Source organism: Coraliomargarita sinensis, from assembly GCF_003185655.1.
GTDB classification, from domain to species: domain Bacteria; phylum Verrucomicrobiota; class Verrucomicrobiia; order Opitutales; family Coraliomargaritaceae; genus Coraliomargarita_B; species Coraliomargarita_B sinensis.
In genome coordinates this window covers 67,404-85,201 of record NZ_QHJQ01000002.1, presented here as the reverse complement: position 1 = coordinate 85,201, position 17,798 = coordinate 67,404, and the positions used below count along the sequence as shown (strand labels likewise).

16 protein-coding genes and 1 tRNA gene are annotated in these 17,798 nt (G+C 57.3%); 11 read left to right on the top strand and 6 right to left on the bottom strand.

The window, feature by feature from the left end; translation table 11 throughout:
• Nucleotides 1–80 precede the first annotated feature (80 nt).
• Both DDZ13_RS02910 and proC read left to right on the top strand, forming a co-directional pair.
• Nucleotides 81–1,193: an ATP-binding response regulator gene (locus DDZ13_RS02910; protein ID WP_110129931.1), complete on the top strand. Its 1,113-nt coding sequence runs from the start codon at nt 81–83 to the stop codon at nt 1,191–1,193.
• 117 nt (nt 1,194–1,310) lie between these two features.
• A complete protein-coding gene (gene proC / locus DDZ13_RS02905; protein WP_110129930.1) occupies nt 1,311–2,117 on the top strand; it encodes a pyrroline-5-carboxylate reductase in 807 nt (268 codons plus the stop codon).
• Nucleotides 2,118–2,324: 207 nt separating this feature from the next.
• Here proC and DDZ13_RS02900 read toward each other — a convergent pair whose 3' ends face one another.
• The 3 genes from DDZ13_RS02900 to infA all read right to left on the bottom strand — a co-directional run bounded on the left by DDZ13_RS02900 (nt 2,325) and on the right by infA (nt 4,810).
• Nucleotides 2,325–3,335 carry a hypothetical protein gene (locus DDZ13_RS02900; RefSeq protein ID WP_110129929.1) on the bottom strand — a complete coding sequence of 337 codons (1,011 nt, stop codon included), beginning with the start codon at nt 3,333–3,335 and terminating at the stop codon, nt 2,325–2,327.
• Between the two features lie 81 nt (nt 3,336–3,416).
• Nucleotides 3,417–4,376, bottom strand: a complete 960-nt coding sequence (gene cysK, locus DDZ13_RS02895) for a cysteine synthase A (protein WP_110129928.1) — start codon at nt 4,374–4,376, stop codon at nt 3,417–3,419.
• Between the two features lie 152 nt (nt 4,377–4,528).
• Nucleotides 4,529–4,810 (bottom strand): translation initiation factor IF-1, encoded by a 282-nt coding sequence (gene infA / locus DDZ13_RS02890; protein WP_110129927.1) that lies wholly within the window; start codon nt 4,808–4,810, stop codon nt 4,529–4,531.
• A gap of 164 nt (nt 4,811–4,974) precedes the next feature.
• Here infA and DDZ13_RS02885 point away from each other — a divergent pair, with 164 nt between their 5' ends.
• Both DDZ13_RS02885 and DDZ13_RS02880 read left to right on the top strand, forming a co-directional pair.
• Entirely contained in the window at nt 4,975–5,505 is a 531-nt protein-coding gene (locus tag DDZ13_RS02885; RefSeq protein WP_110129926.1) for a nucleoside deaminase, read from the top strand.
• A gap of 89 nt (nt 5,506–5,594) precedes the next feature.
• A complete protein-coding gene (locus DDZ13_RS02880) occupies nt 5,595–6,221 on the top strand; it encodes a superoxide dismutase (protein WP_110129925.1) in 627 nt (208 codons plus the stop codon).
• A gap of 621 nt (nt 6,222–6,842) precedes the next feature.
• On the opposite strand, the gene DDZ13_RS02875 is transcribed toward DDZ13_RS02880, so the two are convergent.
• From DDZ13_RS02875 to DDZ13_RS02865, 3 genes are all read right to left on the bottom strand, one after another.
• A tRNA-Gly gene (locus DDZ13_RS02875) sits at nt 6,843–6,918 on the bottom strand.
• 74 nt (nt 6,919–6,992) lie between these two features.
• A complete protein-coding gene (locus DDZ13_RS02870) occupies nt 6,993–7,865 on the bottom strand; it encodes a PstS family phosphate ABC transporter substrate-binding protein (protein ID WP_110129924.1) in 873 nt (290 codons plus the stop codon).
• A gap of 112 nt (nt 7,866–7,977) precedes the next feature.
• The gene (locus tag DDZ13_RS02865) at nt 7,978–9,345 is read right to left on the bottom strand and encodes a sigma-54-dependent transcriptional regulator (RefSeq protein WP_110129923.1); all 1,368 of its coding nucleotides are present in this window, start codon (nt 9,343–9,345) and stop codon (nt 7,978–7,980) included.
• Nucleotides 9,346–9,462: 117 nt separating this feature from the next.
• On the opposite strand from DDZ13_RS02865, the gene DDZ13_RS02860 reads away from it, so the two are divergent.
• Genes DDZ13_RS02860 through DDZ13_RS02830 form a run of 7 tightly spaced genes read left to right on the top strand, consistent with a single transcriptional unit; the run spans nt 9,463 to nt 17,488 of the window.
• The gene (locus tag DDZ13_RS02860; protein ID WP_110129922.1) at nt 9,463–10,458 is read left to right on the top strand and encodes an AAA family ATPase; all 996 of its coding nucleotides are present in this window, start codon (nt 9,463–9,465) and stop codon (nt 10,456–10,458) included.
• Nucleotides 10,459–10,500: 42 nt separating this feature from the next.
• The gene (locus DDZ13_RS02855) at nt 10,501–11,403 is read left to right on the top strand and encodes a DUF58 domain-containing protein (protein WP_110129921.1); all 903 of its coding nucleotides are present in this window, start codon (nt 10,501–10,503) and stop codon (nt 11,401–11,403) included.
• Complete coding sequence (locus DDZ13_RS02850; protein WP_110129920.1) at nt 11,404–11,937, top strand: DUF4381 family protein; 534 nt, start codon at nt 11,404–11,406, stop codon at nt 11,935–11,937.
• Nucleotides 11,934–12,971, top strand: a complete 1,038-nt coding sequence (locus DDZ13_RS02845; protein ID WP_110129919.1) for a vWA domain-containing protein — start codon at nt 11,934–11,936, stop codon at nt 12,969–12,971. The genes DDZ13_RS02850 and DDZ13_RS02845 overlap by 4 nt, the downstream gene beginning before the upstream one ends.
• Complete coding sequence (locus DDZ13_RS02840; protein ID WP_110129918.1) at nt 12,968–14,950, top strand: VWA domain-containing protein; 1,983 nt, start codon at nt 12,968–12,970, stop codon at nt 14,948–14,950. The genes DDZ13_RS02845 and DDZ13_RS02840 overlap by 4 nt, the downstream gene beginning before the upstream one ends.
• 7 nt (nt 14,951–14,957) lie before the next feature.
• A complete protein-coding gene (locus DDZ13_RS02835; protein WP_110129917.1) occupies nt 14,958–16,757 on the top strand; it encodes a BatD family protein in 1,800 nt (599 codons plus the stop codon).
• Nucleotides 16,754–17,488: an SH3 domain-containing protein gene (locus DDZ13_RS02830; protein WP_110129916.1), complete on the top strand. Its 735-nt coding sequence runs from the start codon at nt 16,754–16,756 to the stop codon at nt 17,486–17,488. The genes DDZ13_RS02835 and DDZ13_RS02830 overlap by 4 nt, the downstream gene beginning before the upstream one ends.
• Nucleotides 17,489–17,798: the final 310 nt, after the last annotated feature.

Genomic DNA, 17,798 nt, shown 5'->3' with positions numbered 1-17,798 from the left:
CCTCGCTTATTTTCTGTTTTCCTTTTTCAAACAGCACCACAACATAACTCTACCTTACAGGCAACGCGCCCAGATTCGTTTTGAGCACCAAACACAAACCAAAGATCCTCGTCGTCGACGACCAGCCGATCAACATCAAGCTGCTACAGCGCAAACTAGAGCGCCAGGGCATGGACGTTTCCGTCGCCTACAGCGGCCGCGAATGCCTCGATATCGTCAAGGAAGTCGAGCCCGAGCTCATCCTTCTCGATATTATGATGCCGGAGATCGATGGCATCGAGACCTGCCAGCAGCTCAAAGCAGATCCGGAGACCGAAACCATCCCTATTATTTTCATCACTGCCAAAGCATCCAAAGAAGGAAAGCTCGAAGGCCTCGATGCCGGTGCGGTCGACTACATCACCAAGCCGATCGATCTGGACGAAACGCTCGCCCGCGTCCGCACTCAACTGCGTCTTCAGGAAATGTTCCGCGAGAATATTGAGCTGCAGGAACGACTCGGTGATGCCCGAAAAGCCGCTGCGGTTGGCGCCATCACCCAAGGGATTGCCCACAACCTGAACAACCTTCTCGGTGTGGTCGTCGGCTATCTCGACCTGATCAAGAACGGCTACGACAGCCCCGACATGGTCAAACGCAGCGTCGGGCTCATGGATCATGCCATCAACCGCATGGTTAATATTATCCGTCAACTCGGCACCATCGCCAATAACGAGCGCATTGAGCTGACCACGCTTCCCGTGACCGAACTGCTCGACAGCTCCATCGAACGGCTGAATGCCGAGTATGAAATCGATGCCAAAATCGACATCGAGACGGACTTTGCCGAAAACCCCACCATCTCGGCCAACGCCGAAACCTTTGAAATCGTTCTGGGCAAACTCCTGATCAACGCCTGGGAAAGCTACAAAAAGGATACGCCAGACGAAGAGCGAAAGATCACGCTCAAGGCACGAATCGCCCGGGAGAAAGGTCCGGCCATGCTCGAACTCCAGGTAATCGATGCCGGAGAAGGCATTGCCCCCGAGGTGACCGACACACTCTTCGAGCCCTTCATCACGACCAAGACATCCGTGGGCCGCGGCATGGGCCTGACGATTGCCCGGCACACCGCCCGGAACCTGGAAGGCGACGTTCAGATCAAGCCCAACCCGAATGGCGGGGCCATTGCTACGTTGACCCACCCGATCTAAGCAGGTGGTCAGGTTTGAAGGTGCGAAAGTATGAAGGTATTCAGGGGATAAACGCATTCCCCGATTTCACGACCGGACCTGACTCCGAATTAGCAACCAATCGCTGATCCTATTTCCATGAGTATTAAAATTGTCTTCATCGGAGCGGGCCGAATGGCCTCCGCCATCGTCCAAGGCCTGCTCGAAAAAGAACACTACACCCCCGAAGAAATCGCATGCACCTGTGGTGACGACCCGACTGGCCCCGCCCTCGCGGAAGCCACCGGCATACACTACCACCCCGACATCACGCAGGCAATCTGCGAGGCAGAAGCGGTCGTGCTCGCCTGCAAGCCGCAGCAGTTCAATGCAATCGACCCGCAGCTCGCCGACGCTGCGGGAGGCAAACTCATCCTTTCCATCCTCGCTGGCACGACTCTCGCGCGACTTGGCGAAAAGTTTTCCAAAGCGCGCAATCTCGTGCGCACCATGCCGAACACGCCGGGTCAGATCGGTGCCGGCGTGACGGCCTACAGCCCCCTGCGCGAGCTCTCGGAAAAAGACAGCAGCATCGTGGAAAAAACCCTCAGCTCCCTGGGCAACTTCCACGAGGTCGAGGAAGAAGATATCGACGCCGTCACCGCGGTCAGTGGCAGCGGTCCCGCCTACGTTTTTGAGTTTGCCGCGGCTTTGCGGGATGCCGGCGTCAATGCCGGTCTGCCGCCTGAGCTGGCTGAGTCCCTTAGTGTGGATACTTTGCTCGGTGCCGCCATGTTGCTCGCCGAAAGTGAAGCGTCCGCAGAGAGTCTGCGCGATGCTGTCACTTCGCCCGGGGGCACCACCGCCGCCGCCTTGAAAGTACTGGAAGAGGCCGATTTTCGTGCGCTTATCAATGACGCCGTCGCCGCCGCCAAAGCCCGCTCCATCGAACTGGCCGGAGAATAACGCCTCCGAAAACTCAGCCTGCTTGGCTAAATGAGCCCACGTTCACCAGCGGGGCCGCAGAACTACCCACGCCCTCTCGTTGCAAAACTCGATTAGAACGCCGAAAGCGTTAACCTACGGATCCTTTTAACCCTCCAATTTAACTTGAGAAAGAAAAAACGCCTGCTCGATCGAGCAGGCGTTTTTGTATTCAAAGTTCGGATGTCTTTACGGTGCGCTTGGCGCCGAAGGCATTTCAGGTATCTCGGGCGCAGCCGGCATGTCAGGCGCACGACCACCTCCCATGCCCTGCCCCATCATCATCAGACCCATAATCGGCATCATGGCACTTTGCACAGCCTGATCGAATTGCTGCTGGGATTCAGCCGCCTCGATTTGAGTCAACACGCCTTCGATCATGGCGAACACGCTCATAATTTGGGGCTTTTGCTTGGTTAGTTGAGCCGGGTCGATCGCCTCCAGTTTCGTACGAGCTTCGGTAGTTTGCGCCTCCCAGGATGCAGCCATTTCCTGAGGCACCCAGCGGTCTTCCACTTTTACCACGGTCTTGGTTTCGGTTTCCTGACCAGGAATCGTAATATTAAGCGTTGCTTCCGAATCCGTGCCCTCGACGTACTCGACTTGGGCATCCTTCATATCGGAAAGAAACGGGCCTTCATTTTCCGGCTGTAACCTGGCCAGGGCATCCATGTCTGTCAGCACGGCGGAGACAGTGTCTTTGAAGAATGCCTCACCCTTGAAGCTTTGCAGACCGGCGGCACTGGAAATGGAACTCGTGGTCAGCGCGTTGACCAAATCCATAACCGAGGGCCAGGAGGCGCGCACCTTGGCAATTTCTTCCTCATCAGGTGCTTCACCGACCAGGCTGGTATTGAAGACAAATTCTTTCTGTTTATCGAGCACCGAGGCCACGCGTTTGATCGTCGAGAAGGCCTTGTCGTAGATTTCCGCATCAATCTTGCTACCGGCTAGCTGGGCGATCGCATTAACTTCGTCCTGATAGCTGGCAGGCATCGCTTCCCATAGTACCCCACCTTTACCTTCGGCGATTTCGGAGAGGACAAATTGGAGAGCCGCATCCGGTGCGTCCGGTATGTTGATCTCGTCGGAAGAGGCGGCAGCGCCCTCGGTAGCATCGGACTTTTCGCCGCAAGCCGTAAAGCAAAGTGCACCGGCAAGTAGTGGCAGTGCCAGAATTTTAGGGGATGGTTTCATCATGTGTCGATTGAGTCTATTCGCGTCGTGTTAATATAAAGAAGCGGCGTGGTGGTTTGTCGCCATCACGCCGCCGAAAAGGTCTTAGCCGGCTGTCGCCGCCAACATCTCCTCCCGGGCCTTTTCAGCCAGAGGCGTGCTGAGATAGCGTTCACCGAAGCTGCATCCCACGGTAACAATCGTCTTCCCGGACATTTCGGGGCGCTGAGCCAGTTGCATGGCGGCCCAGACGTTGGCTCCGGTTGAGATACCACCAAGAATTCCGTCCTTTTCCGCAAGCGACCGGGCCGTGGCAAATGCATCCTCATTGGACACTTTGATCACGTCATCAATCACATCGATGTTGCAGTTTTTCGGGATAAACCCGGCACCGATCCCCTGAATCTTGTGGGGACCGGGATCACCGCCGGAGATAACAGGGCTGGCCTCGGGCTCGACCGCGACGGAGTAAAGTTCTTTGCGTGATTTGATCACCTCGGATACGCCGGTGATGGTACCACCCGTGCCGACGCCAGCCACGAAGGCATCGATTTTACCATCCGTCGCCGCCCAAATTTCCTCCGCTGTCGTCTGGCGGTGTATCTCGGGGTTGGCCGGGTTTTCAAATTGCTGTGGCATGAAGGCCTTTTCGCCGTATTCTTCGACCAGTTCGCCCGCTCGGGCGATCGCGCCGGGCATGCCCTTGGGCCCGGGTGTGAGCACAATCTCAGCTCCCAGCATACGAAGCAGCACGCGGCGTTCCACCGACATGGTTTCCGGCATGGTTAAAATCAACTTGTAACCTTTGGCGGCACAAACAAAGGCAAGCGCAATACCGGTATTTCCCGAAGTCGGCTCGATAACAATGCTGTCGGCACTGAGCTTGCCCTCGCGCTCGGCCGCTTCAATCATGGCGCGGCCAATACGGTCCTTGACGCTGGCGAGTGGATTGAAGAACTCGCACTTCAGGTAGATATCGGCGCCGACATCAGCAGCCGTGCGGTTCACTTTAACAAGTGGCGTGTTGCCTACGGTATCGACAATAGAAGCGAATAGTTTGCTCATAAATAAACAGGGTTGAGATAAACTTGGACGAATATTCAAGCACAACTGAATTTATCGCCGAAGCAAGCCCAGTCCACAGAAATCAATCTGTCACGTTCATGAACTTTTTGATAAGTGCAGGAGGACAACACCCTGCACACCTTGCCGGCAGCTTATCGCTTTTTCGGGCCGTAGCTGCGAATCGGCGCGTTGCGCTGCACGGCCGCATTGCGCAAACGATATACGATACGTGCCTTTTCCAAATCGTATGGGCTCATTTCCATCTTCACGGTATCCCCTACCGTAATCTTGATGAAGTGCTTGCGAAGCTTGCCGGAGATATGGGCCAGCACCCTGTGACCGTTTGCCAGTTCGACACGGAACATGGTGCCCGGTAGAACTGCCACGATCTTACCTTCGACTTCGACGTATTCTTCGCTTTGTGCTTTTGCCATAAATAATAAAGAACCGCAGAGCGAAGCGGATTGAAGGCGAATGTCAAGGTCCGTCTAGACCGGGACACAGCGTTTGCCGGCTACAGAAGGTACGTACGAATCGTAGTGGCAATATATAATTTGCCAGACTGACACTTTCACTCCCAACATGAGACAACTTCAGAATGAACTGCCCGTTTGAAAAAATCTATCCCTCGGAACTGGTACGCGATGCGGTCTATTTCATGACACATGCCTACAACGAAGCAATCAACGCCTGGAACAAGGACGAGGTGCCTATCGGGGCGGTTATTGAACACAAAGGGCAGATCATTGGCAGCGCTCACAATTTGTCACGATCCACGAACGATCCGACGGCTCACGCCGAGATCCTCGCCATCTCACAGGCCGCCAACAGCCTCGGCGACTGGCGGCTGAACGATTGCGCGCTCTACGTCACCAAAGAGCCCTGCCCGATGTGTTCGGGCGCGCTCGTCATCGCCCGCATCGGAAAAGTCTTCTACGGTTTACCCGACGAAAAAATGGGCTGCGTCGGCGGTGCGGTCGACCTCGGAGCCCTCCCCCGCAGCAACCACCACTTTGAATCCACGGGCGGCGTCCTGGAGGAGCTCAACCACGGTCTGCTAAAAGCATTCTTTGAAGAGAAGCGGCGACTCAACGCAGAGAAAAAGGCCGCTGAATTACCGGAGAGCTAGGGAACAATTTCCGATCTGCCGTTTGACACTTACCCGCACTCTGTTCAGTCTTCTGTTTTCACCTACCAACTACGAAACCAAACCATATTATGGCACACGAATTACCAAAACTAGATTACGCTTATGACGCGCTCGAACCACACATTGATGCGCGCACGATGGAGATCCACCATACCAAGCATCACAACACCTACATCACCAAGTTGAACGGTGCGATTGAAGGCACAGATATGGAAAGCAAGTCCATTTGTGAATTGATCGCCGACATCCCTTCACTGCCTGCCGACAAGCAAACTGCCGTCCGTAACAACGGCGGCGGCCATGCCAACCACACCTTCTTCTGGAAGATTCTCAGCCCGAACGGAGGTGGCGCGCCCACTGGCGATCTGGCAGCTGCGATTGATGCCGAGCTGGGCGGATTTGACGCCTTCAAGGAAGCCTTCGCCAATGCAGGCGCCACTCGCTTCGGTTCCGGTTGGGCATGGCTCGTGGTCAAGCCGGACGGCAAGCTCGCAGTCACATCGACCCCGAATCAGGATAGCCCCTGCATGAAGGGAATCGCTGAAGTTGAGGGCACACCGGTCATCGGTCTCGATGTTTGGGAACACGCCTATTATCTGAACTACCAGAACGCGCGTCCGAAATACATCGACGCTTTCTGGAACATCGTCGACTGGAACGCCGCCGAGGAAAACTACCAGAAAGCTAAAGCGTAAGTTTTCGGTTCATCTATTTCTTTTCGGTTCATCTATTTCAAAAGCCGCCTCGATGAGGCGGCTTTTTTTGTACCCGCCATTCACTACCGGAAAAGTTATGGACGAATTTTCGATGCTGCTGCCCGTAGCGGCTTTCCTCGCGCAAGCCCACGACCGTTCGACAGCAATCCCCTAGCCTTCGCAGCGTCCTGCCAGCCTCGCGGGTGCCGGCTGCATGTCCCGCCGTAGCTTCGGGCGAAGGAAGGAAAGTGACACCCTGCAGGAATGAATCCTAAAGGTGATGAGACATATTCCCATGTCTCCGCCTATGCCCGGCAAGATGCTTCAGTATCTATTTTCGGGGATAACTTCCAAATGGAGAGAGAGAACCGTTAATTAACGGTTCACAAAAAACCCCCTCCCGTTTCCGGAAGGGGGCTTAAAAAGTGGAGCGAGCGAAGAGGTTGCCTGCGGCTCCGCCGCACCGCTCCGCGGCGATCCCGCCAGACGGGATCGGGCCATCTCCGCTCCTACGTCGCTCCGTCAAACTCTCTGATCGAGTTCTCACCTCTTCGCTTCTCATCTACGATAGGTTCAGACACAAAAAAGCCCCCTCCCGTTTCCGGAAGGGGGCTTAAAAAGTGGAGCGAGCGAAGAGGTTCGAACTCTCGACATCCACCTTGGCAAGGTGGTGCTCTACCAACTGAGCTACGCTCGCTTATTGAAGAATGGGTAAGAAGCTACAGTGACTAGTTTCTGTCAATGCGTTTTTTAAGAAATCCGAAATCTGTGCTACTGCTGGAGATTCAGATCGAGCAGAAACTGGCTTCGCACGGTATCCGGAAGGGCAAAAAGATCGTTTTTATTCAGAACCTCCGCTACCTTGTCTTCAAGTAAGACGCGCACCAATGGCTCAACTTTCGATTCGTCGCGCGGGTTGAATGCGATATAGAAAGCCAGGCGTATCGGGTAATCACCACGGTGAATATTCTCCGGCGTGGGACCGTAGGCCGGGTTATCGGGGCCATCTCCCTCGGAGACCATCAATACTTTGACATTGTTGCTTTCGGGCAGCGAGGAGAGTATCCCGATCGAAGCAATGTTACCGGCCAGTGCGTTTTCGATTTCCGTGCTCCGCAAGACAGCTACGCTTGGCTTCATCGCACTGCCGGAAAAGACGGAATAGCGAAAGAGCTCAAGTGAGATACTTCCCTCGGCGGGACCGGCTAGCGGCTTGATATTACGACTGCCCCAGCCCGCCAGACCGAGTTCGCCCCAAGTGTTGAAATTAAGCTCCTCGTTCGTCCCGAAGATCCCCCCCAGTCTTGGGATACTTATTTCATCCATGGGATTGCTGTTATTCACGGCTATGACCGCCGTATCATAGGCAAATGGATAAACGCTGAATTCGTCGCGGGGAATTTCTTCACCCTCGGGAATCGCGATGATGGCAAGATCGATTTCATCCGACCTCAAGCGGTCCAGTGTCGGAAGGCTCCCCATCCCCTCGAACTTAAGGTCCAGCTTGTTCTCTTTTGCAAAGGTCGTTAGCTCGGGAGAAATAAATTCGGCCAGCAAGTCGGAAGCCGCCATGCGGATTTCTTCCGCGTGCGATGCGGCAGTACAGAAAAGAGTAAACAGAATAATGCTAATACGTGTGTTCATGCAGCAAATTCGTAAGGCAGGAGGGTAAGCCAATTGAGAACTTCAGAAAGTGAGACTTATGCGGTTGAGTCAAACTATAAGCCGCAGCGTAACGTGAATCGAATTCCGCCGCCTAAACATCCAGCTCGGGCCACTGGGCCAGCTTCCGGTGCAAGGTTCGGCGGCTGATCCCCATCAGCTCGGCGGCCCGGGTGCGGTTGCCGTTCGATTTGATCAGTGCACTGCGCAAGAGTCGTTTTTCGTTATCCTCGCGACTCAAGGTCGGACTACTGGGCAGCGCAGCCGTTTCCGAGTTGGAATGATCGGGTGTCGTGGCGCTGTATTTGGGATCGAGATCATATTCGGTGAGCTCGCTCCCCCGTTTGAGGACCACCGTGTTCTCACAAAAGTTGCGCAACTCCCGGATATTGCCGGGCCAATGGTATGCGTTGAGAATCTTGAGCGCTCCGTCGGTTATGCGGATGGGCTCCAGACCGTTTTCTTCGCTGAAATGGGTGATGTAGTGATTGAGCAGAACCGGCAGGTCTTCCGTCCTGTCCCGCAGCGGCGGCAGGTTGATCGTGATCACGTTCAGGCGATAGAGCAAGTCCTCCCGAAACTCACCGCGCTGCGCCATCTCGGTCAGATTGCGGTTGGTCGCGAAGACAAGACGCACATCCACCTTAATCGGCTTTGAGCTACCGAGTCGCTCAAAGCTGCGCGTTTCCAGAAAGCGAAGGAGTTTGACCTGGGTGGAAGCATCAATTTCCCCGATCTCATCGAGGAAAAGCGTCCCTCCATCGGCCGCCTCGAAGCGGCCGATACGCCGCTCGGTCGCGCCGGTGTAAGCACCTTTCTCGTGCCCGAATAATTCACTTTCCAGCAGATTGGCCGCCAGCGCCGCACAGTGCACCGGTACGAATGCCTGGCGCGAACGTTCGCTGTTTTGGTGGATGGCCTGGGCGATCAGTTCCTTACCGGTACCGGTTTCCCCCTCCAGCAGAACGGTCGCCTTGGAGGGCGCAACCAGACGGACCTTGTCGAGTACATCCGTCAGGCCGGGGGAATTGCCCACAATGCCGCCGAATTTGTATTTTTTGTCCAGCCGTGTGTGCAGCACGACATTCTCCTCCTCGATGGTGCGGGATTTCAGGGCGCGTTTGATCAGGAGATCCAGCTTCTCCAGACTCACCGGTTTGGTCAGAAAATCAAAGGCCCCACGGCGCATCGCTTCGACCGCAGTCTCGACGTTACCGTATGCCGTCATCATGATACAGATCGGGTGGTTCGGCAACTTGATCGCTTTGTCGATCACCGTAAGACCCGATTTGCCGGCCATGCGCAAATCCGTCAGTACCACATCAAAGGTCTCCGCCTCCATCAGGTTAAAGGCTTCTTCCGCGCTGGAGGCCATGTAGACTTCGTAGTCCTCTTCCAAGGCAAGTCCCAGACCCTCCCGGGTATTTTTCTCATCATCTACAATTAAAATAGTTGCGGGCATGTGTGCCAATAAGGCACATTTTATTTTAAAGATCAATCATCCGATTGACATGAAACCAGGTGTTTTCCCGACTGTCTCTATCTCCTCAAAACTTTACTCCGTTATTAACCGAACAATATGAATCAGGATTTAACTTCCCCCGAAACCGAAGAAAAACTCAAGAAGGCCACGAGCTGGATTCCGGCCCTCCGTGAAGAGATTGGCCGGGTCATCGTGGGCCAGCATTATCTTGTGGACCGCTTGCTCGTTGGCTTGCTTGCAAATGGCCACGTCTTGCTCGAAGGCGTGCCCGGCCTGGCCAAGACCCTAAGCATCCGCACCCTCGCCTCAGCCACTAACGCGGAGTTCAAGCGCATCCAGTTCACACCGGATCTGCTCCCGGCCGATATCATCGGCACCCTCATCTACAGTCCTAAAGAGGAAAGCTTTCACACCCGCAAGGGCCCGATCTTTGCCAACCTGATTTTGGCCGACGAGATCAACCGTGCGCCCGCCAAGGTGCAAAGCGCGCTCCTTGAAGCCATGCAGGAGCGGCAGGTCACGCTCGGCGACGAGACCTATCCCTTGCCCGAGCCTTTCCTCGTGCTCGCGACCGAAAACCCCATCGACCAGGAAGGTACCTACCCATTGCCCGAAGCGCAGGTCGACCGTTTTATGCTTAAGCTTAAAGTCGGCTATCCCGGCAAAACGGACGAGCGGGAGATTCTCGACCGCATGGCCTCGACCGCTCCGAAGCTAGATGTCAACGCCGTTACCTCGCTCGAGGCCATTTGCAACGCGCGCCAGCATGTCAACGAGGTCTATACCGATCCTAAGATTCGCGACTACATCGTGGATCTCGTTCTGGCCAGTCGTGAGCCCGCCCAATTCAAGCTCGATATCGGGCAGTACATTCAATTCGGCGCTAGCCCCCGGGCCACCATCAGCCTGACACTGGCGGCCAAGGCCTGGGCGCTGATGCAGGGGCGGGCCTACGTCATCCCGCAGGACATCAAGGATATCGGCATGGACGTGCTCCGCCACCGCGTCATCCCCAGCTACGAAGCCGAAGCCGAGGAAATGACCAGTGAAGACCTCGTCGGCGCCATTTTCGATGCCGTCCCGGTGCCGTAATGAGATCCGTGAAAAAATCCCGCAACACGTATCCCGCAACTCGTGAATACCTCCGACATCATTAAAAAGGTCCGCCACCTCGAGATCCGTACGCGAAAGCTTGTTACGGATTCCGTCACCGGTGCCTACCACAGCTCGTTCAAGGGGCGCGGCATGGACTTTGAAGAAGTGCGGGAGTATGCCATCGGCGATGACGTGCGTACCATCGACTGGAACGTCTCGGCCAAAATGGATAAGCCGTTCATCAAGGTTTATCGGGAGGAACGGGAGCTCACTCTCATGCTGCTGATCGACTTGAGCGCCTCCGGAATCTTCGGATCGGTCGAGCAAAGTAAACGTGAACGCGCCGCCGAGATTGCCAGTGTGCTCGCTTTCTCCGCCACCCGAAACAACGACAAGGTCGGCCTGCTGCTCTACACCGATGATGTGGAACACTACATCCCGCCCAAAAAAGGTCGGCGGCACATCCTACGCGTCATTCGGGATATCCTCTTTTATGAACCGGCCGGCCGGGCCACCAATCATAAAGCCGCCCTGGATTACCTCAACCGGGTCCAGCGCCGAAAGGCCGTTGTTTTCCTCATTTCCGACTTTCTCGAAAGCCAGGCCTCCGACTCAGCTGTTGATGCGCAACTCTTCAACACGCTGGCCCTGACCAACCAACGCCACGACCTGATCAGCATTGCCCTGACCGATCCGCGCGAGCGTGAACTTCCCAATGTGGGCCTGATCACTCTGGAGGATGCTGAAACCGGCGAAATGGTCGAACTCGACACCGGCAGCCGCGCTGTGCGTGAAAGCTATCAGAAACGGGCCGACGAGCGTCAGGCTGCATTCGATTCCGGCATGCGCAAGAAAGGCCTCGATTGGATTGAAGCCAGCACGGAAGGCCCCTACCTGCCTGCCCTGCGCCAACTCTTCGCCCGCCGCTCCAACCGACACTGAATGTTTCCAATCGCACAGTCGACCGCTCCGCAACTTCCCGCGCTCCCAGACGGCCCGGGCCTTGAAAACGTGCGCGGCCCGATCGAGGTCAACGGTGGCTACGAGATCTGGCAGATCGTCTTGGCCGCAGTTGCGATACTGGTCATTGTCGGCGGCTTCATCTGGCTGTACCGGCGCTCAAAAAACAGGGCACCCACCCCCGTCGATCCACATACAGCGGCTCTGGCCGAACTGGATGCCGCTTCCCAGGCAGCCGACGATGAGCGCTACGCCATGCTCTGCGCCAACGCGGTTCGCCGCTACATGGAAGCCTGCCTGGGCCTGCCCGTCACCTCGAAAACGAGTGCGGAAGCCATCGCCCGCTTACCAATGCCTCCGGAAGAGAAGACCACCCTTCATGACTTTCTGGAAAACTGCGACGGAGTCAAATTTGCCCGACGCACATTGAGCGATGAGCAACGTATCGAACTTATGGATACGGCCAAACATCTCGTTGATAACCTGAAGAAAAAGGAGGCGACCGACCAGCCATGACCTTTTTTCAGTTCCAGGATCCGACCTTCCTCTTACTCCTCTTGCTGATTCCCGTCCTCGCATGGTGGGCGGGGCGCATGGGCCCGGAGGCGGCCGTGCGCTTTTCCAGCACCGCACTGGCCCGATCCGTCAGTCGCGATCGCCGAAGCCGCCCGGGCAAGTTCCTTTTCGGGCTCCGTCTGCTGGCGCTGGCCACCTTGGTTGTTGCACTGGCCCGACCGCAGTTCGGCAAGATGAATGAAAGCTCCGAAGCCGAAGGCATCGACATCGTGGTCACGCTCGACCTCTCGGGCTCCATGCGCGCACTCGATCTCTCGACCCAGGATGATATCGTCACCCGCCTCGATGCCGCCAAGCGGGTGGTCGACGACTTCATCGGTAAGCGGGAGTACGATCGCATCGGCCTGGTGGCCTTTGCCGCGGATGCCTACGTGGTCAGCCCGCTGACACTGAACCACGACTGGTTGAAGCGAAACCTGGAGCGGCTGGAACTGGGCGAGATCGACGGCAGTGGCACCGCGATCGGCACCGCCCTCGGTGCCAGCGTGAATCGCCTGCGGGATCATCAGGCCCGCAGCCGAATTGTCATTCTACTGACGGACGGCGAAAACAACGCCGGCACCCTCTCGCCTATTGGCGCTGCGGAAGCAGCAAAGACCTACGGCGTCAAAGTCTACACGATCGCCACCGGCAAGAAAGGCCGTGTCCCTGTTCCACAAACCGATCGCAGTGGCCGCGTTGTTCGCGACGCGGAAGGCAAGCCGGTTTACCGCGGCCGCAGCGACATCTCGAATTTTGACGAAACCGAGCTCCGCGAAATTGCCACCATGACCGGGGGCAAATTCTTCAGCGCCACGGAAGATGGCGACCTCGAACGCATCTACGATGAGATCGACGAATTGGAAACGACCGAGATCGAGTTGCGCTCCTACGCCAGCTTTACCGAACTCTTCATTTGGCCCGCGCTCGCCGGGCTGGTGCTACTCGGACTTGAACAAATTCTCCGCAACACCCGCTATCACCGCCTGCCATGACCTTTGAAGCTCCCATCTGGTTGGCACTCACGCCTGTACTTACCCTGATCAGCATCAGCCTGGTGCTGCTGGGCTGGCGCAAGCGCAGCCAACTGCTCGGCCGGTTCGCGGCAGCCCGCCTGCTCGACCGGCTCACGGAGAAAGCCAGCGTCCAGCGGCGCTTGCTCAAGTCGGCACTTATCGTGGCTGCCGTATCCCTGCTCGGGCTGGCTCTCGCCCGTCCGCAATATGGCGTCGAATGGTCAGAGCGCAAGGCCCGGGGCCTCGACATCGTCTTCGCCCTCGACAGCTCGAAAAGTATGCTGGCCACCGACCTGCGCCCGACCCGACTGGAGCGGGGCAAGCTCGCCATCCTCGATTTGATCGACCGCCTGGAGAGCGACCGCATCGGGCTGGTGGCCTTTGCCGGCCAAGCCTTCCTACAAACGCCGCCCACCTTGGACTATGGCGCCTTCCGCGAGAGCCTGAATGCGACCGACCCTTCCATTCTTTCGCGCGGGGGCAGCGATCTTGGCAGAGCGATCGAGGAAGCCGCCAAAGCCTTCCCCTCGGAAACCAATGTCAAAGTCGTCGTACTGCTCACCGACGGTGAAGACCTCGGCGGGCAAGCCCTGGAAGCGGCCCGTACCGCCGCCGAAGATGGCATTCAAATTTTCACCATCGGTATCGGCACCCCGCAGGGCGAATACCTGCGTATACGCAACGAGCAGGGGATCGAGGAGTTCGTCCGTGACCGCAACGACCAGCCTGTGCGCAGCCAGCTTGACGAAGCGACCCTGCAGCAGATTGCCCAGCTCACCGGGGGGAGCTACAGCCGCCTGGGCGGTAGTTCGCTCGAAGCACTCTACGATTCCGTGCTGGCCACCTTACCACGCGAGGAGCGCGAATCGGAATTACAGGAAGTGCGTATCGAGCGCTTTCAGTGGCTCCTGACCACCGCCCTGGCCTTCCTGATTCTGGAGATTGTCATCCGCAGTCGCCGCCCCCGGGCCAGCCAGGCCGCACTCCTACTGCTCTCCCTTCTCATGGTTTCGCCGAACCCGGCCGAAGCCACCCCCTACAACGAAGCCCACACCGCGCTCACCGAGGGTGATTACGCCACCGCCAACGAACTTTACACCGAGGCCATGCGGCAAACCAACGACCGCTCGCTCCAGCGCGACGCGCTCTACAACATGGGCCACGCCACCTACCAACTCGGGCGCGCCGATTACGATCAGGGCGACGCCGAGGGCGCGTTGAAACGAATTCGCTCCGCGGAAAAACTTTTTGAATCCGCGCTCGAACTCGATCCGAACGACAACACGATCCGCCAGGATTTGGAACGGACCCGCAAAGTCCGCGAAACCATCGAACAATTCCTCGAGCAACAAAAAGAGCAGGAAAACCAGCAGCAGGAGGAACAAGAGCAGCAGGACTCAGAGCAATCCGATGAGCAGGATGCCTCGGACAGCGAGGCCTCTGAAGACCAGAAAGAGGAAGGCTCGGAACAGGAGAACGAACAAAAGCAGCAGCAATCGCAGGAAGGCGAATCGGGCGAGCAAGAACAAAGCGGGGAGGAGCAATCCGGGCAGCCACAAAACGAAGAGAGCCAGTCCGGCGAACAACAGGAGGGTGAGCAGGATAGCGAGTCTCCTTCCGGCCAGGAGGAGCCTTCGGACGAGCCGTCCGGCAGCAACCAGTCCGAGCCGGGCGAATCCGATGAGCAGGACACCCCAGAGCCCACTCCCGGCGAGTCACAGGAGGAAAACGAGGAAACCGGCGAGTCCACGGAACCGGTGCCTCAGGTTGGCGAACCGGAAGAAAGCGAAAGCGGCGAGCAGGCCAGCGGCGCAGCCCAGTCGTCCGCAAATGCACAGATCGAAGGCATGACCATCAAGGAGGCCCAAGACCTGCTCGACAGCCTGCGCGGAAAAGAAGAGATTTTACCCTTTGCCAAACCGACACCCGGCAAGGGCCGACCCATTCAGGATTGGTAATTTCACCATGCGTTTACTCAGCATATTCACAATTATACTAGCCACGTTTCCGGCCGCTCTGCTTGCCGAGATTCAGGTGACGGCGCGCTTCAATCCGCCCCGCATCGCTTTGGGCGATCGGACGCAATACGTCATCGAAGTTTCAGAGACGAGCGACCGGAGCCAACCGGAAGTCGAGCGCATTACCTCGCTGCCGATTCCCGAATCCAACAAACTGGAATTGCGCAACGGTCGCACCTCGAAAAGCCAGCAGACCCGGATCGTCAACGGTGCCGCAGAATACAGTGTGACCCAAAGCCTGATCATCGACGCCTCGGCTCCCGGCGTGGGCGACTTTACGATTCCGGCATACACCTTTGAATACAAAGGACAGCGCTTGCGAGTGCCCGCCGCCACCTTGAAAGTACTGGAGCGCTCTGCGGATGCCGGCCCCTCCCGCGACGAACTGATTTTTCTTAAGGCCGATCTTCCGGAGAAGCTCTACGTCGGACAGATGGTGGCACTAGACCTGAAGCTCTACGTCGGGGAGGAGGCCCAACTCCGAGGCCTGAACTCATTTGATCGCAGTGCTGACGGATTTACCATCAGTGAACTCCCGGAGGATTACCGCGAGGGTGTGGAAATGGTGAAAGGACGCCGCTACCGAACCCTCACCTGGCCCCTCACACTCACACCGATTCAAACCGGCGAGCAGGCACTGAGTTTTCAGTTCGCCCTCACCGCCCGCTTGCCCGGACAAAACAACAACCGGGACCGCTTCGGCCGCAGTCCCCTTGGCAGCAGCCTCTTCGACGATTTCTTCGGCCGCTCCGAGCGGATCAATGTCTACACGGATGCGCTCTCCATCGACGTTCTGCCACTCCCCGAAGAAGGGCAACCGGAGAGCTTTTCCGGTGCGATTGGCGATATCGCCATGGAAGTCGGAACCGATAGCGATACGACCGCACAGGGTGAACCGATCATGCTCTCCGTTGTCCTAAAGGGGAGCGGCAACTTCGAGCGTATCACCGGTCCAAGCTTTGCCGATTCAGACGACTGGAAGCACTACGATCCGGAAACACAATTTGAACCTGCCGACAGCCTCGGCCTGACCGGCAGCCAGCGCTTCGATTACGTCTTCGTGCCGCAGCGCCCGGGCAAGCTCAGTATCCCGGAAACCAGGTTCAGCTATTTCGACCCGGAGCAGGAGGAATACGTCGAATTAACCGCTCCGCCCATCCCGGTGGAGGTTTCGCCAGCTAAAAACAACTTCAGCCCCACACCGCCTCCACCCACCCGCGGGACGCCCGAACCGGACCTGCAACTTTCAAAAGCCCTGAGTTCGGAGGAAGCGCTGCTCACCCTCGACTACCGCCCGAAAGAGCCGCGTCCGGTCGGCTACGGCATCCTACGAAGCCCCGTCTTCATTGGGCTCAACATCCTTGCGGGGCTTCTCATCGCCGCTGGTGCGACCCTGCTCTACCGCAACCGACGCCACCGCCAGGACCCCCGCTATGCCCTGCGGGCCGAGGCAAAGCAGGCGCTCAAAGCCGCCCGACAGGGCTACCTCGAAGCGCTTCGGGCGGATGATGCGGAAACGTTCTACAAACAGGGGGAGCTGGCCGTCCGCCATGCCGCTACGGTGAAAACCGGTCGATCCATGCAGAGTGCCGAAAGCGCTCAAATCGAAGCTCTTCTCTCCGGGCAGGCCGCAGAGGACTGCCGGGCATTCTTTGAAACTGCCAATGCCCACCGCTTCGGGGGAAACGCAGAAAAAGCTTACACCGATGCCCAACAACAAATCGAAAGGATCCTCAAAGCGCTATGAAGATTCGAATCCTGCTATTCTTTTTCCTCAGCGGTGCCGCGGCATTAGCTGAAGACGCCTTCCAGCAAGGCATCGATGCCTATCACGATTCCGAATACGCGGAGGCCAGCCGTGCCTTCACGGAAGCCGTGGCCGACAAGGAAACCGCAGCCGCACAACACAATCTGGCACTTGCCCTCTACCGGGAAGGTAAGGTCAGCGAATCGGTCTGGCATCTGGAGCGGGCCACCCTGCTCGCACCCGAGAACGTGGAATACCAGTTCAAACTCGGTGCCCTGCGACAACAGCTTGGGCTGCCCAATGCCAGGCCCGAATGGCACGAGCTCGCCAGCAGAATACTCAGCCAGCAGGGCTGGATCATCCTTCTCAGTACCTGTTTCTGGCTCACCCTGGCCGCTATCTGGTTGCCCACGGCCGGCGGTTGCCGCATCAGCCTGCAGATTAAGGCAGCCCGCACCCTCGGCCTCATCGGACTGATCGTTGCCGCCGGTGCTCTGTATCAAAGCCGGCAGCTGCCCACCCAGGGTATCGTGCTCGGACCGTCCCAAGTTACCCTGCACGCCGCACCGGCCAGCGCGGCCCCGCAGGTCGGACTCGCCCGCCCCGGTGAACGCGGACAAAAAGTCGACCAACACGGCGACTACGTCGAAATCAAAACCGAAGGCGGCGCTCAAGGATGGGTCCGTAAACAAAACTACCGACGGGTCCTGGCTTCTATTTCCCGCGATTGAGCCACCATTACCAGCAGCTCAGCCCCATAACACTTCACCATGATACGGCCCGTCAGGGCCGGGTGCCACTATTTTTCCCGATCCTTCGGCTAAGAGAACCCCATGTCCACTTTTCTCAGGACACATCAAAGAGCCGAATTTTAAGCTGCGGGTTGTCTTAAAACTGAAAAATATCGCAGTAATAGCTACTGAAAACACCAGTCCAGGTATAAATCCCAAGGTTGCGTAACGCCATTTGATACCATCGACCGAACGTTAAGAGTAGTCGATGCGAGCCTAACGGGTCAATCGTGCAAGTGGTTCCCGGGGT